Consider the following 24,422-nt stretch of genomic DNA (forward strand, 5'->3'; position numbering starts at 1 on the left):
AGCTGGTCTGATTAGAGGGGGAACTGCGGATGCTCGCCCAGACGCCCCGCCAGCCCATCTTGTACGGCCCGCCACACAAGCTCGTAACGTGATCTTTGCTGAGAGCTACGCACTTTGCATCTCAGCAGGAACATATAAATCCAGATATTGAGAAGAAGTGCGCGCGATGCGGCAGCTCTATTCTTCTGAAAATATACGCCATTCCGCGTACTGTAATAAGCACGAAAATCGCTACCCTGATCAAGCAGCACATCAAATGATGATTTTGACGGGCCTGCGGCTATATTCCAAGAAGACTCCATATCCTCTACTACAGCACTCGGGACCAGAACAATACTCCCTCCCCCCTGCGTGATGCGGACCGTAAACTCCGTATCATCCGTGTAGAGAAGAAAATCTTCTCGAGGCAAGCCGAAACGCTCGATGACCGCACGTTGAAACAATAGGCCACTGTAAGGAGCGGAAGGAACTCCAAACTCCTCCGACAGTGGTTTAACGTGCTGCTGCCTCACGATCATCCGCTTGATCCGCCGAAAGGCCTTATACGGCAAGTCAAGATAATGAAAGCCGCGGAAGCTACCTGAACGAGGATATGCACGGCCCACAGGAGCGCCCTTGACGAGATCACTCTGATGACCTGGCCGAAACGCCTGCACCACTGACGTATCTGCCCTCGCGTCGCCAGCCGTACGCGCAAGTGCGGAGTGCAGCTTCTGCAGAGCGCAAGGGCGCAGCACATTATCGTCATCCAAGAGCAGGAGATAATCCGCACCTAGCTCCAAGGCACGCTTCATTCCGCACGAAAACCCGCCAGCCGAGCCGCGATTTCTAGGAGATGTCGTCACGTCGACCCAGTCGCCAAAAATCTCGCGAAGATCGCCTGCTACGTTCCAGTCTGACGCGTTGTCCACCACCACGGCCCTTTGGATCCCTTGGCTGCGCGCGCTATCCAGAACCTTCAGCAGCAGTTCGCGCCGGCTACCATACGTTACCGTCACTACAAACGTCCTGACGCCGACGCCTTGGCTCTCCAAGGGCAAGCGGCCACCTCTATTCTTTTTCATTCGGGAACCCGGCTAAGCATGCTTCAATGAAAGGATGGTACGCAGCGCAACCGGCAGGCATACCGCCGCAACGACAAGTGAAAGCAGAATCCGAATCCAGAGCGGGCCGATGAACGTGGCGATGGCAGTGATACTGGTAGCACCCGCGACAAGCCACAGCACACGGAGAACACGCGCGCGCATGGCGTGATCGACAAGGCATACCGCCGTTTGCAGAAGCAACATATCAAGACCCATGCGAAGCGTCCAAGCGATCGCAGCGCCGAGAATTCCAAAATGCTGCAGACAAGCCCATAAAGCAGCAAGGAATACTGGCAACTCAATCAGGTGAAGTTTGGCTGTAATATCCGGCCGACCTATGCTCTGCAGGAGCGCGTGGGGCACTCTAGCAATCGCATTGAGAAGGAAGCCAACCGCAAGCCACCGAAGCAGCGGCGAACTTTGCTCACCGAATGCCGCACCCATCCAAGCATTCATCCCTTCCGGGGCGAAGGCCGATAGCATGAGCGTGATCGGCAACAGGGCCCCAAGGAGCGCGTGGCTGGCGCTCGAATACAGGGCTCCTCCCGCTTTTGGATCGACTGCCCATATCTTGGCAAATGCCGGAAAGAGGACACTCACCATCGCAACCGGCAAGAAGCTGAGCCGATTGATCATATCGCCAGGGACGGAATAGATTGGCAGCACGGCAACCGCAAGAATAGCTCCGATGAGCACCTTGTCGAGTTGGGCCATTATCGGGCTAACCAGGTTGCTGATTGTAATCCAGCCGCCGTAGCCCAACAAAGAACGGGCATGATCCCGTAGCGGCATTAGCAAAAGCGAACCACCCGCCGAGCGAGAAGCCAGACGCCAGTATATGAAGCTTGTAACCATCCTGGTCACGACCAACGACAGCGTTGCCGGAACCAAACTGTTCGACCAGTGCAGAACGGCGAGGGGGGCGGCGAAGTTCATGATGCCCATCACCAGCCTGACTATATTGATTTCCTTGAAGCGACCAAATGCTTCGAGAAGACCGATCAAGGCGGAGGACAGCACAACCATGGGAATGCTGATCGCCATTACCCGCATGGCGAGCACGCTCTCAGGCTTCAATCTGGCGTCGAGCGACAGAAAGGTCTCGACAATCCAAGGCGCCAAACCAAAGAGCAGCAGCGCGGTGACCAGCCCCAAGCCACCAATGCAGACCAGCGCAGTCGCGGCGACCGCGGGTATCTCGTCGTGCAGGTCCCGACCGATTTTATCGGCAACATGCCGGGTCAATGCCCTGCCGAGCCCCAGATCGAAGATGCTGAAGTACCCGATCAAGGTCCAGACAATGGTCAGGAATCCAAAGCGAGCATCCCCGTATCCCGCCAGAAGGCGCGGGATAGCGTAGATTGCCAAGATGAGTGGAATACCAGCACCAGCCAGATTCCAGGCCATGCTATGTGCAAAAGATCGGCGTTTCGATGCCACGTGCTGCTTTCCTTCTGGTGCGCCGCCCTCAATGCCAGTTGATGCACATCAGCGTCGCTCCCCATGACTATGGGCTCGACTTCACTTGTGACAGAGAACTGTCGAATGCGCCCTCCGAACCCACCACACCGTTGGCTTTCCTAGGCATGCAGCGCTGCACGACGGGGCTGGCTTGAACGCAATATCTGCTCAGCGCATCGATTTGTACTCGTAATAGCCGTAACTATAGTAGCCGGTAGCTCTGCGCTCGACCGCGTTAAAAATTGCACCCTTGAGCTGGACGTTATTCTGCTCAAACCGCTTCTTGGCCAGCGCGAGCTCTTTGGGCTGGTTAAGCCCAAAGCGAGCAACGAGCAGGCATGTTCCAGCTCGATGGGCAATGACCGCAGCATCCGTAACTGCAAGGATCGGCGGCGTGTCGATGATTACCAGATCGTACTGAACCATCACCTCATTCAGCAGGCGTGTAAAATTCTCATGCATCAACAGTTCCGAAGGATTCGGAGGAATCTCTCCTCTGCTGATAAAGCTCAATGAATCCAAGCCGGGAAGTGTCTGGATGGCATCATCAAGACTGGTCTTACCAATCAGTACGTCAGACAGGCCAGGCATCTGAGAGGCGCCGAAAGCCCTGTGCAAGGTTCCCTTCCGCATATCGGCATCAATGATCAGTACGCGCTGCCCTGCCTGCGCGATGACTGCGGCAAGATTGGACGAGACGAACGTCTTACCGGCATTGGGGCTTGATCCGGAAATCAGCACGATATTGTTCTTCGCTTCCAAGCGGGCGAAATGAAGACTGGTTCTGAGGCTTCTCACCGCTTCGACTGCGAGGTCTGCCGGATCCTTCAGGGCCAGCAGATGCATTTGACCATCCGACTTGAAACTGCCACGGACCGAATCCGAGGCTTGCGTAGCGCTTACGGGTATCGAAGCATAGACAGGCAGGCCAAGCTCTTCGATTTGTGAGGGATCCTCAACGCCGCGATTGAGAAGATGACGCAATAGCACGGCGCCTACCGAAAGTGTTCCACCCAGCAACAAGCCAAGGAGCACAATCATGGATTTTCGCGGCTTTACAGGCGTAGTAACATCAACTGCAGCAGGATCAACAATGCGAACATTGCCTACCGTGCCGGCGCGGGCAACATCCAACTGCTGAGCTTGATTAAGCATCGCCGTGTACATTTCGTTACTAACCTGCAGGTCCCGCGTCAATCCAAGCAGCTCTTGCTGCGCATCAGGCAACCGGCGAACCTCACTCTGGAATGAAGACTTTCTCGCGGACAGATCGCCAATCTGGCGCATCAGCGCCTGATAGGCCGGATGGTCGCGGGTAAATTTCCTGTCCATCTCCGCCTGTTGCAGCCGCAGCTGCTGAATGCTGGTTTCTACCGCAACTTCCTGGTCCAACAAACCCTTGGTCTGCAAGGTCAGATCAACAGAATTCGCTTTGGTCTGATACGCACTGAGCGCCTTCTGAGCAGCGTCGACCTGATTCCGGATACCAGGCAACGCCTCTTTCACGAAAAGCAACTGGGCGGATGCCTCCGCCGAATTCCTTTCAACGTTCTGTCGCACATATGCTTGTGCTACCTGCTGCAACAGCAGCCGAGCAAGGATGGGGTCCTGACTATCATACGACAGCTTCAGAATGCCGGAGTCTTTACCCATCTCCGCCACGGAGATATCTCGTTGAAGTTCACTGACTACGGAAAGACGGCGTTTCTGGGTAATGGTGAATCGTGTACCTGGATTCGCCCGAAGCGCTTCGACCTGTATTTTTACGCCATTGCCAGACAGCGACTGGCCCACCCGGCCTGAAACGAGCTCATTATCATCTTCATCAAACAGTGAGAAGCTTCCCCCTTCGTTTCCGGCGATCAACGTCAGTGGCTTGGCCATCAAAGACGGGGGGAGCTCCAGCTGAAACACCTGAACACGCTCCCCGCCCCAACCCATTCGGGAAATGCCGAGCCATGGCGACGCAACTGCGTCCTGATTGGCAGCTTCCGCGCGACGAGCCAAAAAATCACCAAACAACGGCAAACGATTTGGTTCGATTTCAATGTCAAGCCCGAGGCTGTCTACAGCGCTCCCAACAACTGAGCGGGATGTGATAAGCGCGATCTCGGTCGATGCCTCGGCCGAACCCGTGCTGACGCCCAATGACTGACTCAAATCGGACAATCCGGGTAACGAGGGCGTCTTGGGCTCTACCTGCACAATTGCATCGGCGCGATAGATTGGCGTCGCAAGTAGTGCATAGAAAACAGAGGCGACAAAGAACGCACCGGTGATCCCCATGATCCACCATTTGTGGTCAAACAAGGTACCCAGCAACTGTCGCAGATCAATTTCTTCGTTATCATCCCGTACGGGGTCACGCGATTCAGTCGTCATTAGTAAGGAGCGTCAAATCAATATAAAGAAGTGTGTGCTGAATCTGTCAATTGACGCATCACAGATGACGCGACCAACTTTCGATGCCTTCAGCCATAAGTTTGTATACGTGTTCAAAAGCAGGTCTTTGCTGGCGATACGGATCGGGAATCTCACGCTCTTGCTGCCACTTACCTAGCAGAAACGTCTTGCCGGAGACATGCGGCGCAATCTCAGCGATGCGGCGGACGTGCTTGAGTTCCATGGTCAGCACCAGATCGGCAGCTGAAAGAATAGAGCTGTTGACTTGCCTTGCCCTATGACCCTCACCGCTTAGACCTCGCTCCAACAACAGCTCCTGCGCTGTGGCATCGATTCCATGATCAACCAGCGCCCCCAGGCCAGCGGAAGCTACTTGAATCCCCCTGCCTTCGACGGCGTCACGCATCATGACTTCGGCAGACGGGCTGCGACAGATGTTTCCGATGCAGACGAATAAAATACTCTTGAACACTACGATTCAACCCCGTTGCCTTCGACTTTGCCAGCTCAACCGGATGACATCCGCAGCCAAGCACCCAGTCGAACAGGATAACCGATTGATCCCGCGAGTGCTTTCGATGCCGACTATCGGAAAAACTGAGATCCAAGTCGCTAATTGCAGGCTCCTCAGTACGCCGACTTCTGCCCCAACACCTTGAACGCCGTGAGCCCGATGATGCGGACGTCCAGCATGGGGCTCCAGCGGCGGATGTAGTCGATATCGTACTGCACACGCTTCTTCATGGAGCGAAGCTCCGCGGTCTCACCGCGAAGGCCGTGCACCTGTGCCCAGCCCGTGATACCTGGCTTCACGTAATGCCGATGCATGTAGCGATCAATGAGCTTCTCGTACTGGTTGTTGTGCTGAATCGCGTGCGGGCGCGGTCCAACCACCGACATGCTGCCACCCAGCACATTGAAGAACTGCGGAAGCTCATCCAGGCTGCTGCGGCGCAGGAATGCGCCAAACCACGTAACGCGAGGATCGTTGCGGCTTGCCTGGGTGATCCTGTCGGGGGTTTCGGCATGCACCCGCATCGAGCGGAACTTGAGCATCCAGAATTCCTTCCCCCCCAGGCCATGACGGCGCTGGCGGAACAACACAGGTCCCGGCGAACTCAGCTTCACACCCGCAGCCAGGATCAGGAAAACAGGCGCCAGCATCAGGACCGCCAGTCCTGCAACGACAAGGTCTTCGATGCGTTTGATCAGCCGGAAATCCTGATCGGGAAGGCCTTGGCGCACCCCGATCATCGGCACGCCGCCGACCTGGTACACCCCCGGGTTCAGCGTGCCGTAGCCGCTGATGTCCGGAATGATGCGCACTGGCACGGGGTAGCGCTCGATCTTCTTGAGCATGTCCTTGATCTGTGCGCCACTGCCCATCTGCAGGGACACCCATATCTGGTCGAATTCGCCCCGATGCCGATCCATGTACGCAGGCAACGCATCGATACTGCCCAGGCAGTCGGGCGCATCACCGCCGCGACGGCTGGCGATATCGCCCGCCGTGGAGAAATACCCCACCACTTCCTGGCCCAGTTCCGGCTTGCCACGCAGCAGGCGATGCAGCTTCAGCGCGGGCGCCCGCAGCCCGACCAGCAGAACCCGCTGACGGTCGAGCCCTCTCGCACGAAGACGGTGCAGCTGGATGCGCATCCCGATGCGGGCGGCAGCCATTCCGATCAGGCCGCTCGCGTACCACCCCACCAGCCAGAAGGTCGGCACCGCGTCGGCCATATCCACCAACACGGCGTACGTTGAGAACACACCGAATGCTGCGGTCCAGGCAAGCAGCATGACCCACAGGTCGGCCAGCAACCCGCGCGCGCGCCACTTGCGATAGATCGGCGCTACGCCAAAGCAGATGATGGCGCTCATCACCACCGCACCAAACACCACCCGCTGCGGTTGCGAGGGAACCTCAAGGCCGTTGCGCAGGACATGGGTGAGCACCGCGGCACTTGGCACCACCAGCATGTCTGCGAGCCGTAACGCAAGCTCAAGCGCAGCACGCGCCTCTACTCGAGCACGGGGTCGAGCGCCCCTCTTGGGCAAATCACCTACGGATCCTTGTAACACTCTACCTCTCCTGGACTCGGCATCGACTTATCCCGGGCTCCCCCAGCCGGCGCTACGTGATCGATGTATACGTCAAAAACGTCGATTCACCGCGTAAATGTACCAGAAATGATGAGTACTCGGTCGCAACGAAAGCGTGAGACAGCGCACACATTTCCCCAAATGAGCGGAATTTCGTCAAATAGTTGACGGACGTCACGGAGAGATGAGGTTCCAGCTCACGTAACGATGGCGCAGATCAGCGTCCGCCGCACCGCGCAAAAGGCCTGCCGGGCCCCTCTGCTACCATTCCCGGCTGAGCTGCCCGCCCCCCACCCTGCCAGCGGCCAGCGCCTTACAAACGCAACGCAACAGGAGTTTGCATGTCCTCTGACCTGCTCAAGGCCCTCGGCCTCGACGCGACCAACGCTGGCACCTACCTTGGCAACGGCGAGTGGTCCTCGGCCACCGATGCCGGTGTGATTACCCCGGTGAACCCGACCACCGGCGAAGCCATCGCCAAGGTCTACGCGACCACCGACGCCGACTACGAAACCATCGTGGCCCGCGCCCAGGAAGCCTTCAAGGTCTGGCGCGCGACCCCGGCACCGCGCCGTGGCGAAGCCGTGCGCCTGTGTGGCGAAGCCCTGCGCGCCAACAAGGACGCCCTGGGCTCCCTGGTCGCGCTGGAAATGGGCAAGAGCAAGCCCGAGGGCGATGGCGAAGTGCAGGAGATGATCGACATCGCCGACTTCGCCGTGGGCCAGAGCCGCATGCTCTATGGCTACACGATGCATTCCGAGCGCCCCGGCCACCGCATGTATGAGCAGTACCAGCCGCTGGGCCTGGTCGGCATCATCAGTGCGTTCAATTTCCCGGTCGCGGTGTGGGCCTGGAACTCGTTCCTGGCCACGATCTGCGGCGACATCTGCCTGTGGAAGCCCTCCAACAAGACGCCGCTGACCGCGATCGCTTCGATGCGCATCTGCAATGAAGCGCTGCGCGAAGGTGGCTTCCCGGACCTGTTCTTCCTGATCAACGATGCCGGCACCGAGCTGTCGCAGAAGATGGTGGCCGACAAGCGCGTGCCGCTGATCAGCTTCACCGGCTCCACCCAGGTGGGCCGCCAAGTCGCCGAAAAGGTCGCCCACCGCCTGGGTCGCTGCCTGCTGGAGCTGGGCGGCAACAACGCCATCATCCTGGACGAAACCGCCGATCTGAAGCTGGCGATCCCGGGCATCGTGTTCGGCGCGGTCGGCACCGCCGGCCAGCGCTGCACCACCACGCGCCGGCTGATCGTGCACGAATCCATCCATGACGACGTGCTGGCCACGCTGATCAAGGCGTACAAGCAGGTGGAAGGCAAGATCGGCGATCCGACCGACCCGGCCAACCTGATGGGCCCGCTCAACAGCGACGGCGCCGTGCAGCAGTTCCTGGCCTCGATCGAGAAGGCCAAGGCCAGCGGCGGCACCGTGCAGACCGGCGGTACCCGCATCGACCGCGCCGGCAACTTCGTGCTGCCGGCCATCGTGACCGGCCTGAAGAACAGCGACGAGGTCGTCCAGCACGAGACCTTCGCCCCGATCCTGTACGTGATGAAGTACAGCACGCTGGACGAGGCGATCGACATGCAGAACGGCGTGCCGCAGGGCCTGTCGTCCTCGATCTTCACCACCAATCTGAAGACCGCCGAGCGCTTCCTCTCGGCCGCGGGTTCGGATTGCGGCATCGCCAACGTCAACATCGGCACCTCGGGTGCGGAGATCGGCGGTGCGTTCGGTGGCGAGAAGGATACCGGCGGTGGCCGCGAGTCCGGCTCGGATGCCTGGAAGGTCTACATGCGCCGCCAGACCAACACCATCAACTACTCCGACTCGCTGCCGCTGGCCCAGGGCATCAAGTTCGACCTGTGATGGATGCCGTGCCCCAGCTGCCGGCTGGCCCGCGCCTGGATTTCACCGGGCGCCAGGTACTGATTGCCGGTGGCAGCAAGGGCATCGGGCGCGCCATGGCGCTGGCGTTTGCTTCGGCAGGCGCCCACGTCTCGGTCTGCGCACGTGGCGAGGCCGGTCTGGCTGCGCTGCGTGCGGATGCCGGGGCACTCGGCCTGGCCGTGCATACGGCCAGTGCAGACCTCTCCCGGCTGGACGACATCGGCCGCTGGCTGGACGATGCCGCCCAGGCCTTGGGCGGTATCGATGTGCTGGTCAACAATGCGACCGGTTACGGCATGGCCGACGATGAGGCGGGCTGGGAAGCCAGTTTGAACGTCGACCTGATGTCGGCGGTGCGGGCCTCGCGGCTGGCACTGCCCTGGCTGCAGCAATCCAGCGATGCCTGCATTCTCAACCTGGCCTCGATCGCGGCCCAGCAGCCGCGCCCGGGTGGCGCGCCGTATGCGGCAGCCAAGGCCGCGCTGATGCACTACACCACCTCGCAGGCCCTGGCCCTTGCGCCGCAACGGATCCGCGTCAACGCCATCGCCCCGGGCTCGATCGAGTTCGAGGATGGGCTGTGGGCGCGCCGGCGCGAACAGGACCCGGAGCTGTATCGAAACACCCTGGCGAAGATTCCGTTCGGCCGCTTCGGCGAGCCGGCCGCCATCGCCAACGCCGCGCTGTTCCTGTGCTCGCCCCTGGCGCGCTGGATCACCGGGCACACCTTGAATGTCGATGGTGGCCAGGTCCTGATGGGATAAACCCGCCGCTGGCCCTATCATCGAACCACCCCACCGCGACCAGGACCTGCATGAGCCTTCCGCCCCGACAAACGAGTGCCATGGCCGTGGTCAGCCTGATCATGGGCATCCTCGGCTGGACCGCCCTGCCCTTCATCGGCAGCGTCGCGGCCATCATCACCGGCCACCTGGCCCGCGCCGAGATCCGCCGTCGCCCGCTGGAGCTGGAAGGCGACGGCATGGCACTGGCCGGCCTGATCCTGGGCTGGATCATCGTGATCGGCAGCCTGCTCGCCCTGGTGGTGATTCTGTTGTTCTTCGGCGGACTGGCCTGGTTTGCCGCTACCCAATCGTGAGGTGCACATGAGCCGCTCGGATTCGACCGAACGCTTCAGCAGTCGGGTTGCCGACTACGTCCGCTACCGTCCCGACTATCCCCCGGCATTGCTGGACTGGCTGCACCAGGACATCGGTGTACCTGCCGAGACCCTGGTCGCCGACATCGGCGCCGGCACCGGCATTTCCACCCGGCTGTTCCTGGCCACCGGCCACCCGGTCATCGCGGTAGAGCCGAACGCGGCCATGCGCGAGGCCGCCGAACAGTTGCTTGCGCCTGACTATCTGCGCCTGAAGGTGGCCGACGGCACCGCCGAGGCCACCGGCCTGGCCGACAACAGCGTTGGCCTGGTCGCCGCCGCGCAGGCCTTCCACTGGTTCGATACCACGGCAGTGCGCCGCGAATGGGCCCGCATCCTGCAGCCCGAAGGCATGGCGCTGGTGTTCTGGAACTCGCGCCTGCTCGATGCCTCGCCCTTCCTGATCGGCTACGAGCAGCTGCTGCAGGAGTTCGGCACCGACTACGTGGAAGTGGCCGAGCGCTACCAGGACGATGACACCATGCGCGCGTGGTTCGGCGAGGGCCTGCGCGGCATGGCCCGCCTGCCGAACGTGCAGCGCATGGACTTCGATGGCCTGCGCGGGCGCCTGCTCTCTTCTTCCTATGCACCGCAGGCCGGCCACCCGCGCCACGCGCCGATGCTCGATGCGCTGCAACAGCTGTTCGACGCCCATGCGGTGGACGGCCAGATTGCCTTTGAATACCAAACCCGTGCCTTTGTCGGCACGCTGGACTGATTGAACGCCATGTACTCGCTTGCCCGCCCCTTCCTGTTCGCCCTTGATGCAGAACGCGCCCACGGCCTTGGCCTGAATGCGCTGGACCTGGCCTACCGCACCGGCACCACGCCGCTGATGGGACGCCGCATCGACCCGCTGCCGACCACCGCGTTCGGAGTGAATTTCCCGAATCCGGTGGGCCTGGCCGCCGGCCTGGACAAGAACGGCGAGCACATCGATGCGCTGCTGGCGCTGGGCTTCGGCTTCGTGGAGATCGGCACGATCACCCCGCGCCCGCAGGCCGGCAACCCGAAGCCGCGCCTGTTCCGGCTGCCGGACCACCAGGCGATCATCAACCGCATGGGCTTCAACAACCTGGGCGTGGATGCACTGGTGCGCAATGTGGAGCGCGCCAAGCGCCGCACCGGCCTGCTCGGCATCAACATCGGCAAGAACAAGGACACCCCCAACGAGCAGGCGTTCGACGATTACCAGCACTGCCTGGAAAAGGTGTATCCGCTGGCCGACTACATCACCGTCAACATCTCTTCGCCCAACACCGCCGGCCTGCGCGAGCTTCAGGAAGAGACCGCGCTGCGCCAGTTGATCTCGCAGCTGCGCGAAAGCCAGGAACGCCTGGCCGCCAAGCACGGCAAGCGCGTGCCGATGCTGGTCAAGGTGGCCCCGGACCTGAGCGACCGCGACATCGATGCCGCCGCGCGCGTGCTCGGTGAGCTCAAGGTGGACGGCGTGATCGCCACCAACACCACCATCGACCGCAGTGCGGTGGCCGGTGACCCGCGGGCGAACGAAGCCGGCGGCCTGTCCGGTGCGCCACTGCTGGGCCAGTCGACCCTGGTGCTGCGCCGCCTGCGTGCGCGCCTGCCCGAGTCGATGCCGTTGATCGGCGTGGGCGGCATCCAATCCGGTGCGGACGCGGTGGCCAAGATGGCCGCCGGCGCCGCACTGGTGCAGTGCTACAGCGGCCTGATCTTCCGTGGCCCGGAACTGGTGCACGAGTGCGTGGAGGCGATCCGCCGCCGCAGAGAGGCACCCAGCCGCGGCGCGGTGGCACCGCTATGAACGACGCCATGACGGCCTGGGCCATCACTGAAAACGCCTCGCTGAAGGCGCTCAACACCTTCCACGTCGAGGCCACCGCCGCACAGCTGCTGGAGGTGTTCGACCCGTCCGTACTGCCGGAGGTGCTGGCCCTGCCGCGCGTTGCCGACCAACCGTTGCTGGTGCTGGGCAGCGGCAGCAATGTGCTGATCGCCGGCAACGTGGAAGGCACCGTGCTGGTGTTCGCCAACCGCGGCATCGAGATCCTGGAACACCGCGCCGACCACACCATCGTGCGTGCCGGCGCCGGTGTGAACTGGCATGGGTTGGTGATGTGGTCGCTGCAGAACGGCCTGTCCGGTCTTGAAAACCTGGCGCTGATCCCCGGCACCGCAGGCGCCTCGCCGATCCAGAACATCGGTGCCTATGGCGCGCAGGTCGGCGAATTCATCCAGGCCGTGGATGCGTGGGACCGGCAGGAGAACGACTGGGTGCGCTTCGATGCCGAAGGCTGCCAGTTCGCGTACCGCGACAGCATCTTCAAGCACGACCCGGACCGCTACCTGATCACCGCGATCGAGCTGCGCCTGCCGCTGCTGCATGGCCTGCGCCTGGGCTATGCCGGGATCGCCGAGGAAATGGAGGCGATGGGCGTGGAGCTGCCGGTGGCTGCCGATGTGGCCAATGCGGTGATCAACCTCCGTCGCCGCAAACTGCCCGACCCGGACGTGCTCGGCAACGCGGGCAGCTTCTTCAAGAACCCGATCCTGCCGCTGGAGCAGGTCGAGGTGTTGCTGCAGCACTTCCCCGAGTTGCCGGTGTTCCCGGCCGATGAGGACAGCCGCCGCAAGATCTCCGCTGCCTGGATGATCGAAAGCTGCGGCTGGAAGGGCTACCGCGATGGCGATGCCGGCGTGGCGCCGAGCCATGCACTGGTGCTGGTCAACCATGGCCAGGCCACCGGCGAAGAACTGCTCGCGCTGGCGCGGCGGATTTCCGCCTCGGTCCTGGAGAAGTTCGGGGTGCCGATCGAACCGGAACCGAGGCTGATCGGCGCACAGTGGTGAATCCCGCCCCCGCCTTGCCGGTGGCCACGCCGTTGCGGGCTGCCCTGCTGATGCTCGGCAGTACGCTGGCCTTCGGCCTGATGGCGATTGCGATCCGCTACGCCACCCGCTACGTGCCGACCCAGGAAGTGGCGTTCTTCCGCAACGCGTTCGGCCTGCTGGCGCTGCTGCCGATGCTGATCCGCCCGGGCAGCGCGCCGCTGAGAACGCAGCAGCTGCCGCGCTACTTCCTGCGCAGCGCGATCGGGCTGGCCTCTATGCTGTGCGCGTTCTGGGCGATCGGGCACCTACCGATCTCCCAGGCGATCTCGCTCTCCTACTCCACCCCGCTGTTCGTCACCATCGCCGCGGTGCTGTGGCTGGGTGAAACCGTTCGCCTGCGCCGCTGGGCGGCGGTGATCATCGGCTTCATCGGCGTGCTGATCATCGTGCGCCCCGGCTCGACCAGCTTCACCCCGGGCACTCTGGTGGCAGTAGGCGCGGCGGTACTCAGCTCGCTGGTGGCGATCCAGATCAAACAGCTGACCCGGGTGGACAGCGCCGATACGGTGGTGTTCTACACCTATGTGTTCTGGGTGCCGCTGTCGCTGGTGCCGGCCTTGTTCGTGTGGGTCTGGCCGACCGGCCTGGCATGGGTCTGGCTGGTCGCCACCGGGGTGCTCGGCACGCTGGGCCAGCTGCTGTGGACCCGCGCCCTGCGTCTGGGCGAGGTCTCCGCGCTGACCCCGATCAGCTTCATGCAGCTGCCGCTGGTGAGCCTGCTGGGCTGGCTGCTGTTCAATGAAACGCTGGACCGCTGGACCGTGATCGGCGCCGCCATCATCCTCGGCGCGAATGCCTATATCGCCCACCGTGAAGCGGTGCTGGCACGGCGGGCGAAATCGCAGGCCGCCACGGCGGCCGTCAAACCGGGGGAATAGCCCCCGGGAATCAATCCGAGCCGAACAGATCGCGGGTGTAGACCTTATGCGCGACGTCCGCCAGTTCCGGCGTCAGCCGGTTGGCGACGATGATGTCCGCCTCGGCAAGGAACGCGGCGAAATCGTTCACCACGCGCGAGCGGTAGAACGTCGGCTCGGTGAGCACCGGCTCGTGCACGATGACCTCGATGCCCTTCGCCTTGATCCGCTTCATCACGCCCTGCACCGCCGAGGCACGGAAGTTGTCCGAGCCGGCCTTCATGACCAGCCGGTAGATGCCCACCACCTTCGGGTTGCGCGCCACGATGTCATCGGCGATGAAATCCTTGCGCGTGCGATTGGACTCGACGATGGCGTGGATCAGGTTCTGCGGCACCTTGCTGTAGTTGGCCAGCAGCTGCTTCGTGTCCTTGGGCAGGCAGTAGCCGCCGTAGCCGAAGGACGGGTTGTTGTAATGGCCGCCGATGCGCGGATCCAGGCTCACCCCTTCGATCATCTGGCGGGTGTCCAGCCCGTGCGAACTGGCGTAGGTGTCCAGTTCGTTGAAGTAGGCCACCCGCATCGCCAGGTACGTGTTGGAGAACAGCTTGATCGCCTCCGCTTCCGTGGCGTCGGCGAACAGCACCGGCACGTCCTTCTTGATCGCGCCTTCCTTCAGCAGTTCGGCGAACACCGCGGCACGCTCGGAGCGCTCGCCGACGATGATCCGGCTCGGGTGCAGGTTGTCATGCAGCGCGCGTCCCTCGCGGAGGAATTCCGGCGAGAACAGGATGGTGTCGGTCCCGAACCGGGCCCGCAGCGCGTTCGTGCAGCCGACCGGCACGGTCGACTTGATGACGATGACGGCAGATGGGTTGATCCGCAGCACATCGCCGATCACCGCCTCCACGGAGCCGGTGTTGAAGTAATTCGATTTGGGATCGTAATCCGTCGGCGTGGCGACGATGACGAAATCCGCACCCTCATAGGCCTGCGCCGGATCCAGCGTCGCGGTCAGGTTCAGCGCGCGGTTGGCGAGGAAGTCTTCGATCTCGACATCTTCGATGGGCGACTGGCGGGCATTGATCATCGCCACTTTGGCCGGATCGATGTCCAGCGCCACCACCTCGTGATGCTGTGCGAGCAGCACCGCGTTGGAGAGGCCCACGTACCCGGTACCGGCGACGGCAATCTTCATTCAAGGTCCTTCTTTTGCAGCGTCCAGAGTGAACTGCGAATTTTAGCAAACGCCGTGCACTGAACGCCGGTGCAGGTAGGCCGCATTTCGACAGGATCGCGGCGATGTTGCTGCTTGGCCGATGCTCATCGTGCCGGCCACGGGTTCGGGGCCCACTTACGCGCGTGTATATATCTGGCTTTAAGCGTCATTTATGACGCTTTATGTGCATATCTCTGTATAAAACGCCATACTTGGCGCTTTATATAAACACCATTTAAGCTCCGCAAAGCGCCATACTTGACGTCTTAGCCAAATAGAGGATGATAACGCGTCAGGAGGGTCACTTTATGACGATCACACATCTGATGACCGACGAGGCGGTGCTGCTGGAGCTTGGGCTACGCCTTGCGCGCATGCGCCTTTCGCAGGGACTCACCCAGGAACAGCTGGCGGATGCGGCCGGCGTCTCCAAGCGCACCGTGCAGCGGCTCGAAGACGGTACGCCCGCGCAACTGGCCAACCTGATCCGGTACCTGCGCGCCCTCGGCAGGCTGGAGGCGCTGGACGCCCTGCTGCCCAGCGACAGCCCCAATCCGATCGACCTGCTGGAACGCCGCGGCCAGCCGCGCCAGCGTGCCCGACCGGGGGTGGCCGCGTCGGCACCGGCCAAGCCGTGGACCTGGGGCGATGAGCAATGAGTACCACGGCCGAGGTGCGCTTGTGGGGCAGCCGGATCGGCGCGGTGACACTGGCCGACGGCGAGCGGATCGCGCAGTTTGCCTACGACCCGGCGTTTGCACGCTCCAGCATCGAAGTCGCCCCTCTGACCATGCCGTTGGCGGCGGAGCGGGTCTTCAGCTTCCCCTCGCTCAACCCCGCAGCCTTCCATGGCCTGCCCGGCCTGCTCGCCGACGCCTTGCCGGACAAGTACGGCAATACCCTGATCAACGCGTGGCTGGCCACGCAGGGCCGCACCCCGGACAGCTTCAACGCGGTGGAGCGGCTGTGCTACACCGGCACGCGCGGCATGGGCGCGCTGGAGTTCTCGCCCGTGCATGGTCCGCGCGTGCGCACGGCGCACAAGATCCAGATCGATGCCCTGGTCGCGCTGGCCACCGAGGTCCTGAGCAACCGCGACAATCTGCGCGCCTCCTTCGGCGATGAAGAACGCGCCGATTCGCTGCGCGACATTCTGCGCGTGGGCACCTCGGCCGGTGGCGCACGGGCCAAAGCCGTGATCGCCTGGAACGAAAGCACCGGTGAAGTCCGATCGGGCCAGGCCGCGGCCGCGCCAGGCTTCAGCTACTGGCTGCTCAAATTCGATGGCGTACAGAACAACCGCGACAAGGAGCTGGCTGACCCCAAAGGTTACGGCGTGGTCGAGTACGCGTACGCGCTGATGGCACGGGATGCGGGCATCCAGATCAGCGAGTGCCGGCTGCTGGAGGAAGGTGGCCGCCGCCACTTCATGACCCAACGCTTCGACCGCACCGAGGCCGGTGGCAAGCACCATATGCAGTCGCTGGCGGCGATGGCCCACTTCGACTTCAACGATCCCGATGCGTACTCCTATGAGCAGGCGTTGCTGGTCATGCGCCAGCTGCGCCTGCCCATGGCGCAGCTGGAGGAACAGTTCCGGCGGATGGTGTTCAACGTGATCGCCCGCAACCAGGATGACCACGTCAAGAACATCGCCTACCTGATGGACCGGCAGGGCCAGTGGTCGCTGTCGCCTGCCTTCGACATCACCTGGGCCTACAACCCGGACGGCGACTGGACGGCCCGGCACCAGATGTCGATCAACGGCAAGCGCGAGGGTTTCGACCTGGCCGACCTGGCCGCATGTGCCGCCACCGCCTCGATCAATGCCCGCCGCGCCCGCGACATCATTGAACAGGTCCGGCACAGCGTGCTGCGTTGGCCACACTTTGCCGACGACGCCGGCGTGGCCGGGGTCTGGCGCGATCAGATCCGCGGCAGCCTGCGTACCGACATCCGCTGAGCGGCGGCCTCAGCCCTGTGTGGCCTGCCATGCACGGGCCGCGCAATCGGCGACGTTGCCGGGTGCGAACTGCTCGGCCATGTAACGCAGGGCCTGGCGTCGCTGTGCAGGTGGACGCGCCGTGGCGCCGGGCTCGAGCAGCAGATCATGGAATTCCTGCAGGTCCTGCAGGATCCGCCAGTGGCGGTAGTAGGCCACCCGCAGCGGGTCGACCGTGACCGGACCGTAGCCCTCGGCGAAGCCCGGCGGCTGTTCACGCCCCCAGCGCCCGCCGATGCCTGCGCCGATGAACATCAGATCACGCTCGCGCGGCGCCAGCACCATGTCGTCCCAGTCGATCAGAAAGACGCTGGCGCCCGGGCCTACCAGCACATTGCCCGCGTGCAGATCCGCGTGACACAGCACGCGCGGACATCGTCCCTCACCGATCCGCGCCCGCAGCTCGCCACAGCGCTGCCAGATCGCCTCGATCCGCTGGCGATGGCGGCACCACAGTGCCAGGTACTCCTCGCCCAGGGCATCGCGTACGGGTATCCGCGCATCGGCCCGCTGCAGCCACGCGCCGACGCGTTCCACTGCAGTGTCGTCGTCGAACACCGGTCGACGCAGGTGATCGGAGAGCTCGGTCGGCAGCCGCGCCTCATGCACCTGGCGCAGCACCCGTCCGAGCCGTTCCCAATGCCCCCGCGAGAGCGCCTCTTCAAAACCGGAGAACGCCTCGACATACGGAAACAGCGTCCACTGCAGCCCGGCCCAGCTCGCCGCCGCCGCACCATCGCGCGTGGGCAGCGGCGCGATCACTTCACGAAGGCCGGCGTGCTCGCGCAGGTGGTGCAGCACTGTCCACACCACCGGGGCCACCGCATAGCGGCGGCATTTCAACCACCAGCGCGCGCCGTCCGGGCCAGCCACCTGGTACACCGTCGCCCCCGCGTCCGCCCCGCCGGCGCGTTGCAGCACCGCGGTGGCACGCACGCCGAACACCTCATCCAGCACCTGGCTGATCTGCGCTGCGGACAACTCTTGTGGATGAAGCATCAATCCAACGCGCGTGATTTATATGTCGCGACTATCGCAGAAGCGTCATGCATCGCCCAGCGCAGTGCATCACGAAAGCGGCAACGCATGCAGCAGGCACGAATGCGTCCACCACGATCCGGCGCGCCGGTGGCTGCGCGACCGGATCGCGACGGCGGCAGGGCGACGGCCCCGGCCATATTGCGACGCGTCATGTAAACGATTACAGGCCCTGCTAGCGTGTGCCCCACCCCGCCGTCGGCGGTCGTTTGAGATCAGGAGCGCGTTGATGGGGCTGCATGCTGACCGTTCGATTGCCGTGCACCGGCCGCGCCGCGTCATGGCCCGCGCCCTGCTCTTCGCCGCCCTCGCCCTGAGCCTGCCCGCGGCTGCCCAGCCCGTGCCGCCGCGCAGCCATTGGCAGGCCAGCAGTTCCTCGCAGCAGGTGCCGGCGATGGCGGTCAGCCACCTGATCGACGGCGACCCGACCACGGTTACCGGCGGCGCCTTCAGCCCCGGCCACTGGTTCCAGGTGGACCTGGGCCAACCGAGCACGCTCAGCGGCGCGCAGATCACCTGGGATGTGTCCAATCCCGAGGGCTACACCCTGCAGACCTCGCTGGATGGGCAGCAGTGGCAGCCGGCCTACACCATGCGCGATTCACTCGGCGGTATCGAGACGCTCTACTTCGCGCCGCGCCAGGCGCGTTACCTGCGCCTGGCCAGTCCGGAGCGCACCTCGGACTGGGGCGTGTCGATCTTCGAACTGGAGCCGCTGGACAGCACCACCAGCGCGCGCGTGGCCGGCGTGGATGCAACCCGGGCCGCGGCGCTGTGGCAAGGCGGCAGTGCGGTGGCCGTTCCACCTGGCAAGGACGGTGCGCACGCGCTTGACATCGCATTGCCGCGTGCGGTCTCCACCACCGGCCTGGCCGTGGACTGGGCCGGCGCGCACGGCGCCGCGCGGCTGCAGGCGCGTGATGCGCAGGGGCGCTGGGTCGAGCTTGCGAACGACCCGCAGGCGGGTACCCGGCAGCAAAGCTGGTTGGCCGCGCCGGCTGCCGTGACCGCCACGGCGCTGCGCTTGACGGTGGACGGCGGCGCGCCGCAGGTCGCCCGCCTGCGCCTGCTGGGTCCGAAGGCAGTGATGACGCCGATGAAGCGCTATCAGATCGCCGCCAGCGGTGCGCAGCGCGCGTTGTTCCCTGCGTCGCTGCACCTGCAGCAGACCTATTGGACCGCGGTCGGCATCCATGCCGGCCGGCAGAAATCGATCTTCGACGAGTACGGCAACATCGAGGCCTTCAAGGGCGCACCGCTGGTGCAGCCGATCTGGCGCAGTGCGGACGGTGTCGCCGCAGGTGCCGCCGGGGCGCCGGTGCGGCACGCGCTGCGCGATGGCTGGAAGCCGATGCCGTCGGCAACCTGGTCGCCACAACCGGGGCTTGAACTGCAGAGCGAAGCGTTCGCGGTCGAGCTCGACGGACAGCCGGTGACCTTCGTGCGCCACCGCCTGCGCAACACCGGCACTGCGCCTGTCAGCGGCACCCTGACGCTGGCGGTGCGGCCGATGCAGATGAATCCACCGTGGCAGAACGGTGGCCTGTCGGCGATCCGCGAGGTCGCCATCGAGGGTCAGCGCGTGCGCGTCAATGGCCGCGCCCTGCTGCAGTCATTGACGCCCGTTGACGCTGCCGGTGCGGCACCGTTCGGCGCGGATGGCCGCACGGAAATCACCACAGCGATCGCCCTCAGCACGCTGCCTGCCACTACGCAGGCACGCGATGCCGAGGGCCTGGCCGCCGCCGCGCTGACCTACCGCATGCAGCTGGCGCCGGGCGACAGCCGTTCGGTGGTGGTCGCGTTCCCGCTGGGCACGGCGCCTTCTGCGAAGGACGGCGCCCTGCCTGACGCCCCGGCGCTGGATCTGGCTGGCCTGCCGCCTGCACCCGATGCCGCCTACGACGCCCTGGCCAAACGTGCTTCGGATGACTGGCAGGCGCGCCTGGGCCAGGTCGGCCTGCGCCTGCCCGACCCCTCGCTGGTGGACATGCTGCGCGCGCAGGCCGCCTACATGTTGATCAACCAGACCGGCCCGGCGATGCAGCCTGGCCCGCGCAACTACAACCGCTCCTTCATCCGCGACGGCATGGCGACCTCCGCGGTGCTGCTGCGCATGGGCGAGTCCAAGGTGGCGCGCGATTACCTGGCCTGGTACAGCGAGCATGGCGTGCACGCCAACGGGCTGGTCTCGCCGATCCTCAATGACGATGGCAGCGTCAACACCGGCTTCGGTTCGGATATCGAGTACGACAGCCAGGGCCAGTACATCGCCCTGGTCGCCGACGTGGCCCGGCTCGATGGCGGCCCGGAATCGGTGCGTGCCTACCTGCCCAAGGTGAAAGCGGCGATGCGCTTCCTGCAGGAACTGCGCGAGCGCACGCTGGTGCCGGGCTACATGGCCAACCAGCCCTCGCCCGAACGCTTCGCCGGGATCCTGGCGCCGTCGATCAGCCACGAAGGCTACCCGTCGCCCACGCACAGCTACTGGGATGACTACTGGGGCCTGAAGGGCTGGCATGACGGTGCGTGGTTGGCCGAGTCGCTGGGCGATCACGAAACCGCAGCATGGGCGCGCCAGCAGTACACCGCCCTGCACGACGCACTGGCCGCGTCGATCCGCGCGACGATGGCGTGGAAGGGTATCGACTTCATTCCCTCCTCGGCCGACCTGGGTGATGGCGACCCCACCGGCGTGTCGATCGCGCTGGATCCCACCGGCGCCCAGGATGTCCTGCCGGCGGACGCACTGCGCACGACGTTCGCACGGTATCTGCAGGACGTGCGCAAGCGCAGCGAACCGGGCGCGCTATACGCCTACACGCCGTATGAAATCCGCAACGTGCTGAGCTACGTGCACCTGGACCAGCCCGAGGCCGCCGATGAACTGCTGCAGGGGCTGCTGCACGACCGCCGGCCGCTGGAGTGGCAGGTGCTGGCCGAGGTGGTGCACTCGCGGCTTCGTTTCCCGCGCTACCTCGGCGACATGCCACACACCTGGATCGGCGCCGAGTACGGCCGCACCCTGTTCGGGATGCTGATGCGCGAGGACGATGACGCGCTGTCCCTGCTGCCGGGCACCCCGCCCTCGTGGCTGGCCGGTGACGGGCTGGCCGTGGACCGGCTGCCGACCGCCCATGGCACCCTGGCCCTGCAGGCACGGCAGCATCAGGGAACGCTTCAGGTCACGCTGGGCACGGGACTGCGCAAGGACACCGCGGTGCGGGTCTGGTGGCCGAGCCGCACGCGCCCCGCCACCGTACGGGTGGATGGCCGCACGCTCACTGACTACGACGCACGCGGGGTACGGCTCAACCAGCCGTTCCGCCGCCTGGAGGCGACCTGGTGAGGCTGGGGACGGGTCAGACCCCGCCCTCCTGCTCATGCAGGGTGATCAGCGATTCCATCAGATCCTCATCCGCGCTGGCACAGACGGCCAGCAGCACCGCTTCCTCGCAGCCGGTATCGACGATGTAGGCGTGGCCCATCTGGCTGTCGATGTAGATGCCCTGCCCAGTCTCCAGCACCACCGGATCGTAGAACTCGGTGTGGACCTGGATGCGGCCTTCCATCACGTGCACGTACTCCTCGCCCGGGTGGCGGACCAGTTCGCCGAACTCGGCTGTGGTCTTGGCGCGCACCTTGGTGAGGATCGGGATCATCCGCTTGCGGCGCAGTTCCGTGCACAGATAGTAGTAATCGTAGTTGTCGGTCTGCACGCGCAGCGCCTTGTCCAGCGAGCCGAGGCTGCGGCGGGCGGTGACCGGCTTGGGCGCGCTGTCCAAATCCGGCTCGGAGAACAGCTCGGACATGCGCAGGTTCAAACGCTGCGCCAGATGCTGCAGCTTGTCGTAGGTCAACGTCAGGCGGTCGTGTTCGATCTTCGACAACGTGGACAGGGGGATTTCGGTGTGTTCGCTCATTTCCTTGAGCGTCCACCCCTGGCGCGTGCGCAGGCCGCGCAGCAGGGTTCCGAGCGTCGGGCTTTTCGGGCTCATCGACAGGACCTTTGGGCTATTGCTGGTGAAGTTGTGGATACGATACTACGTACAGATGAATGCCATCCTGATCAGGATGGTTTCTTGTCGCGTTCGTCTCCGATCGCCGCCTCCACTGACCTGAAAACGTTCCCAATTAGCGCGGAATAGCGCGTTCAGGACACCCAGACGTCACATTTGCCCCGTCGCGCATGATCCGGCGACGATCACGCGCATTTGACAATTCTCTAATCAGGAATATTGTTGTCTGATTGAGATGGTTTTTGGCCCTCCGATGATTCGCTCCGGGGTGCCGCGTCTTCCAGTTCCAGAGGGGATCGTCACATGCGTGCGTTGTCAGGACTTGTCGCGTTGTGTTGTGGGCTGTTGCTGTCGTTCCAGGCCGAGGCACAGCGGCCACCCTCCCCACCCCAGGACGCCCCCGCGCCCGGCGTGGATTCCGTTCCCGGGCTGACTGCCGATGATGCGACCACCTGGCTGGACGGCTTCGTGCCCTACGCCATCGCGCGTGGCGATATCGCCGGCGCCGCGGTGACGGTGGTCAAGGACGGACGGATCCTGGTCCGTCGCGGTTACGGCGTCTCCGACGTGGAGAAGCAGACCCCGGTGGATCCGGACCGCACGCTGTTCCGGATGGCATCGGTCTCCAAGCTGATGACCTGGACCGCGGTCATGCAGCTGGTGGAAGCCGGCAAGCTGGACCTGGACGCGGACATCAACCGGTACCTGGATTTCAAGGTGCCCGAACGCGGCCTGCCGATCACGCTGCGGCAGCTGATGACGCACACCGGCGGCTTCGAAGCCAACATCAAGTACATGTGGACCACCGAGGCGGTGGCCGAGGCCGGGGGCGTCGAACTGGGGCCGTATCTCAAGCGCCGCATCCCGGCGCAGATCTTCGCGCCGGGCACCGTGCCGGCGTATTCGAACTACGGCACCAGCCTGGCCGGCTACATCGTCGAGCGCGTGTCCGGCCAGCCGTTCGCCGAATACGTTCAACAGCACATCTTCGCCCCGCTGCAGATGCAGCACGCCAGCTTCCGCCAGCCCCTGCCGCCGGCGCTGCGTGCGCTGGTCAGCAAGGGCTACGCACTGGGATCGGGCAAGCCGCGCGAGTTCGAAGTCACCCCGTCGGCCCCGGCCGGTGCGCTGTCGGCCACCGCCAGCGACATGGCGCGTTTCATGATCGCGCATCTGAACGCGGCGGGCGGGCACGACACGGCCATTCTGAAAGCGGCCACCAGCCAGCTGATGCTGACCCCGCAGACGCGCTTCGCACCGCCGCTGAACACCATGGCGCTCGGGTTCTACGAGATCGATGTCAACGGCCAGCGCGTGGTCTCCCATGCCGGCGACACGTACTCGTTCCACTCGCAGCTGTTCCTGTTCCGCGACCACGATGTCGGCCTGTTCATCACCCTCAACAGCGCCGGCGCCAATGGCATCACCGGCCAGATCCGGCGGGAGCTGCTGGAGAACTTCGCCGACCGTTACTTCCCGGCGCCCGCCGTGGCCGCGGCACCGGTGGTCGACGCCGCGCTCGCCAGGGACCAGGCGCGCCAGCTGGCCGGGCCGAGCTACCTCGATTCACGCCGCGCCGAAACCGGTATCGGCCGTACCGGCATCCTTACCCAGACGCGCCTGGAGGCCCTCGACGATGGCAGCCTGCGCCTGCCGCGCATGAAGCAGCCAAATGGCCAGCCCACCACCTTCAAGCCGATCGCACCGTGGCTGTGGCAGGCGAACAACAGCGAGCTTCGCCTTGCCGCCATCCTCAAGGACGGCAAGCCGGTCGGCTTCGCGGTGGACTCGTCCTCCCCGTTCAACGTGTTCCTGCGCGCGGAAGGCTATCGCTCCGCCGTGTGGCTCAAGCCGGTGCTGACCGCGGCCGTCGCGGTGTTGGCACTCTCCGCGCTGGCATGGCCGATCGCCGCGTGGGTGCGGCGTCGCCACGGCCGCGGGCTGGGCTGGCCGCGCAGGACGCTGCTGGCCTACCGCCTCAGCCGCGCAGCGTGCTGGTTCATGCTGCTGGTACCCGCCGTGGCGATGGCGGTAATGGCCTGGGCTTCGGCGGACTTCGCGCGACTGGATGATCGTCTCGATCCGGCGGTGATCGGGCTCGGCATCGCCTCGGTGATCGCGATCATCGGCGGGATCGGATCCACCGCCTGGAACCTGGTGCAGACCTTCCGCGCCGGACGCGGCTGGCTGGCGCGCCTGTGGGCGGCGCTGCTGCTGATCTCGGCCTGCGTGCTCGCCTATGCCCTGGTCCTGATGGGCCTGGCCGACTTCGCACTCAACTACTGACCCGTAGCCCCGACCACGGGGCTG

Annotated in this window: 19 protein-coding genes; 11 read left to right on the forward strand and 8 right to left on the reverse strand. The window is 64.2% G+C overall.

The window, feature by feature from the left end:
• Window positions 1–11: 11 nt before the first annotated feature.
• The 5 genes from HMPREF3113_RS18415 to HMPREF3113_RS12615 form a co-directional block, all read right to left on the reverse strand.
• The gene (locus HMPREF3113_RS18415) at window positions 12–1,064 is read right to left on the reverse strand and encodes a glycosyltransferase (RefSeq protein WP_083298798.1); all 1,053 of its coding nucleotides are present in this window, start codon (window positions 1,062–1,064) and stop codon (window positions 12–14) included.
• Window positions 1,065–1,076: 12 nt separating this feature from the next.
• Window positions 1,077–2,525: a flippase gene (locus tag HMPREF3113_RS12600; protein ID WP_175440356.1), complete on the reverse strand. Its 1,449-nt coding sequence runs from the start codon at window positions 2,523–2,525 to the stop codon at window positions 1,077–1,079.
• A gap of 189 nt (window positions 2,526–2,714) precedes the next feature.
• A complete protein-coding gene (locus HMPREF3113_RS12605) occupies window positions 2,715–4,928 on the reverse strand; it encodes a polysaccharide biosynthesis tyrosine autokinase (RefSeq protein WP_070473049.1) in 2,214 nt (737 codons plus the stop codon).
• A 58-nt stretch (window positions 4,929–4,986) separates the two neighbouring features.
• Window positions 4,987–5,421, reverse strand: a complete 435-nt coding sequence (locus HMPREF3113_RS12610) for a low molecular weight protein-tyrosine-phosphatase (RefSeq protein ID WP_070473052.1) — start codon at window positions 5,419–5,421, stop codon at window positions 4,987–4,989.
• A gap of 155 nt (window positions 5,422–5,576) precedes the next feature.
• Window positions 5,577–6,929 carry an undecaprenyl-phosphate glucose phosphotransferase gene (locus tag HMPREF3113_RS12615; protein ID WP_083298800.1) on the reverse strand — a complete coding sequence of 451 codons (1,353 nt, stop codon included), beginning with the start codon at window positions 6,927–6,929 and terminating at the stop codon, window positions 5,577–5,579.
• Between the two features lie 464 nt (window positions 6,930–7,393).
• Here HMPREF3113_RS12615 and HMPREF3113_RS12620 point away from each other — a divergent pair, with 464 nt between their 5' ends.
• The 7 genes from HMPREF3113_RS12620 to HMPREF3113_RS12650 are packed head-to-tail and all read left to right on the forward strand — an operon-like array spanning window position 7,394 to window position 13,855.
• Complete coding sequence (locus HMPREF3113_RS12620) at window positions 7,394–8,926, forward strand: L-piperidine-6-carboxylate dehydrogenase (protein ID WP_070473059.1); 1,533 nt, start codon at window positions 7,394–7,396, stop codon at window positions 8,924–8,926.
• On the forward strand, window positions 8,926–9,711 hold the full coding sequence (locus tag HMPREF3113_RS12625; RefSeq protein ID WP_070473062.1) for an SDR family NAD(P)-dependent oxidoreductase: 786 nt from the start codon (window positions 8,926–8,928) through the stop codon (window positions 9,709–9,711). Before HMPREF3113_RS12620 ends, HMPREF3113_RS12625 begins: the two co-directional genes overlap by 1 nt.
• Before the next feature lie 50 nt (window positions 9,712–9,761).
• The gene (locus HMPREF3113_RS12630) at window positions 9,762–10,046 is read left to right on the forward strand and encodes a DUF4190 domain-containing protein (RefSeq protein WP_019183054.1); all 285 of its coding nucleotides are present in this window, start codon (window positions 9,762–9,764) and stop codon (window positions 10,044–10,046) included.
• A gap of 7 nt (window positions 10,047–10,053) precedes the next feature.
• Window positions 10,054–10,824, forward strand: a complete 771-nt coding sequence (locus HMPREF3113_RS12635; RefSeq protein ID WP_070427234.1) for a class I SAM-dependent methyltransferase — start codon at window positions 10,054–10,056, stop codon at window positions 10,822–10,824.
• Window positions 10,825–10,833: 9 nt separating this feature from the next.
• A complete protein-coding gene (locus HMPREF3113_RS12640; RefSeq protein WP_070473067.1) occupies window positions 10,834–11,889 on the forward strand; it encodes a quinone-dependent dihydroorotate dehydrogenase in 1,056 nt (351 codons plus the stop codon).
• Complete coding sequence (gene murB / locus HMPREF3113_RS12645) at window positions 11,886–12,935, forward strand: UDP-N-acetylmuramate dehydrogenase (RefSeq protein WP_070473070.1); 1,050 nt, start codon at window positions 11,886–11,888, stop codon at window positions 12,933–12,935. The genes HMPREF3113_RS12640 and murB overlap by 4 nt, the downstream gene beginning before the upstream one ends.
• A 32-nt stretch (window positions 12,936–12,967) precedes the next feature.
• Entirely contained in the window at window positions 12,968–13,855 is an 888-nt protein-coding gene (locus tag HMPREF3113_RS12650) for a DMT family transporter (protein ID WP_026069760.1), read from the forward strand.
• Between the two features lie 10 nt (window positions 13,856–13,865).
• Here the strand turns inward: HMPREF3113_RS12650 and HMPREF3113_RS12655 are convergent, their stop codons facing one another.
• The gene (locus HMPREF3113_RS12655; protein ID WP_070473073.1) at window positions 13,866–15,032 is read right to left on the reverse strand and encodes a nucleotide sugar dehydrogenase; all 1,167 of its coding nucleotides are present in this window, start codon (window positions 15,030–15,032) and stop codon (window positions 13,866–13,868) included.
• A gap of 329 nt (window positions 15,033–15,361) precedes the next feature.
• On the opposite strand from HMPREF3113_RS12655, the gene HMPREF3113_RS12660 reads away from it, so the two are divergent.
• Together HMPREF3113_RS12660 and HMPREF3113_RS12665 are read left to right on the forward strand one after the other, a co-directional pair.
• Window positions 15,362–15,712 carry a helix-turn-helix domain-containing protein gene (locus tag HMPREF3113_RS12660; protein WP_070473076.1) on the forward strand — a complete coding sequence of 117 codons (351 nt, stop codon included), beginning with the start codon at window positions 15,362–15,364 and terminating at the stop codon, window positions 15,710–15,712.
• Window positions 15,709–17,016 (forward strand): type II toxin-antitoxin system HipA family toxin, encoded by a 1,308-nt coding sequence (locus HMPREF3113_RS12665; protein ID WP_070473080.1) that lies wholly within the window; start codon window positions 15,709–15,711, stop codon window positions 17,014–17,016. Before HMPREF3113_RS12660 ends, HMPREF3113_RS12665 begins: the two co-directional genes overlap by 4 nt.
• Before the next feature lie 9 nt (window positions 17,017–17,025).
• Here HMPREF3113_RS12665 and HMPREF3113_RS12670 read toward each other — a convergent pair whose 3' ends face one another.
• Window positions 17,026–18,054: a phosphotransferase enzyme family protein gene (locus HMPREF3113_RS12670; RefSeq protein WP_070473085.1), complete on the reverse strand. Its 1,029-nt coding sequence runs from the start codon at window positions 18,052–18,054 to the stop codon at window positions 17,026–17,028.
• Between the two features lie 268 nt (window positions 18,055–18,322).
• Between HMPREF3113_RS12670 and HMPREF3113_RS12675 the strand changes: the two genes are divergently transcribed.
• On the forward strand, window positions 18,323–21,442 hold the full coding sequence (locus HMPREF3113_RS12675) for a discoidin domain-containing protein (protein ID WP_070473088.1): 3,120 nt from the start codon (window positions 18,323–18,325) through the stop codon (window positions 21,440–21,442).
• Window positions 21,443–21,455: 13 nt separating this feature from the next.
• On the opposite strand, the gene HMPREF3113_RS12680 is transcribed toward HMPREF3113_RS12675, so the two are convergent.
• Window positions 21,456–22,091 (reverse strand): helix-turn-helix domain-containing protein, encoded by a 636-nt coding sequence (locus HMPREF3113_RS12680; RefSeq protein WP_070473091.1) that lies wholly within the window; start codon window positions 22,089–22,091, stop codon window positions 21,456–21,458.
• A gap of 432 nt (window positions 22,092–22,523) precedes the next feature.
• On the opposite strand from HMPREF3113_RS12680, the gene HMPREF3113_RS12685 reads away from it, so the two are divergent.
• Window positions 22,524–24,398, forward strand: coding sequence for a serine hydrolase domain-containing protein (locus tag HMPREF3113_RS12685; protein WP_175440357.1), 1,875 nt, complete (start codon window positions 22,524–22,526; stop codon window positions 24,396–24,398).
• The last annotated feature ends 24 nt before the right edge of the window (window positions 24,399–24,422 follow it).

Source organism: Stenotrophomonas sp. HMSC10F06, assembly GCF_001807865.1.
Taxonomy (GTDB): domain Bacteria; phylum Pseudomonadota; class Gammaproteobacteria; order Xanthomonadales; family Xanthomonadaceae; genus Stenotrophomonas; species Stenotrophomonas bentonitica_A.

What these genes read in the sequence shown, in the direction of transcription:
- HMPREF3113_RS18415 (WP_083298798.1), bottom strand. Translation starts at nt 1,064, where the DNA reads ATGAAAAAGAATAGAGGTGGCCGCTTGCCCTTGGAGAGCCAAGGCGTC.
- HMPREF3113_RS12605 (WP_070473049.1), bottom strand. Translation starts at nt 4,928, where the DNA reads ATGACGACTGAATCGCGTGACCCCGTACGGGATGATAACGAAGAAATT.
- HMPREF3113_RS12615 (WP_083298800.1), bottom strand. Translation starts at nt 6,929, where the DNA reads ATGCTGGTGGTGCCAAGTGCCGCGGTGCTCACCCATGTCCTGCGCAAC.
- HMPREF3113_RS12620 (WP_070473059.1), top strand. Translation starts at nt 7,394, where the DNA reads ATGTCCTCTGACCTGCTCAAGGCCCTCGGCCTCGACGCGACCAACGCT.
- HMPREF3113_RS12625 (WP_070473062.1), top strand. Translation starts at nt 8,926, where the DNA reads ATGGATGCCGTGCCCCAGCTGCCGGCTGGCCCGCGCCTGGATTTCACC.
- HMPREF3113_RS12630 (WP_019183054.1), top strand. Translation starts at nt 9,762, where the DNA reads ATGAGCCTTCCGCCCCGACAAACGAGTGCCATGGCCGTGGTCAGCCTG.
- HMPREF3113_RS12635 (WP_070427234.1), top strand. Translation starts at nt 10,054, where the DNA reads ATGAGCCGCTCGGATTCGACCGAACGCTTCAGCAGTCGGGTTGCCGAC.
- HMPREF3113_RS12640 (WP_070473067.1), top strand. Translation starts at nt 10,834, where the DNA reads ATGTACTCGCTTGCCCGCCCCTTCCTGTTCGCCCTTGATGCAGAACGC.
- murB (WP_070473070.1), top strand. Translation starts at nt 11,886, where the DNA reads ATGAACGACGCCATGACGGCCTGGGCCATCACTGAAAACGCCTCGCTG.
- HMPREF3113_RS12655 (WP_070473073.1), bottom strand. Translation starts at nt 15,032, where the DNA reads ATGAAGATTGCCGTCGCCGGTACCGGGTACGTGGGCCTCTCCAACGCG.
- HMPREF3113_RS12660 (WP_070473076.1), top strand. Translation starts at nt 15,362, where the DNA reads ATGACGATCACACATCTGATGACCGACGAGGCGGTGCTGCTGGAGCTT.
- HMPREF3113_RS12665 (WP_070473080.1), top strand. Translation starts at nt 15,709, where the DNA reads ATGAGTACCACGGCCGAGGTGCGCTTGTGGGGCAGCCGGATCGGCGCG.
- HMPREF3113_RS12670 (WP_070473085.1), bottom strand. Translation starts at nt 18,054, where the DNA reads ATGCTTCATCCACAAGAGTTGTCCGCAGCGCAGATCAGCCAGGTGCTG.
- HMPREF3113_RS12675 (WP_070473088.1), top strand. Translation starts at nt 18,323, where the DNA reads ATGGGGCTGCATGCTGACCGTTCGATTGCCGTGCACCGGCCGCGCCGC.
- HMPREF3113_RS12680 (WP_070473091.1), bottom strand. Translation starts at nt 22,091, where the DNA reads ATGAGCCCGAAAAGCCCGACGCTCGGAACCCTGCTGCGCGGCCTGCGC.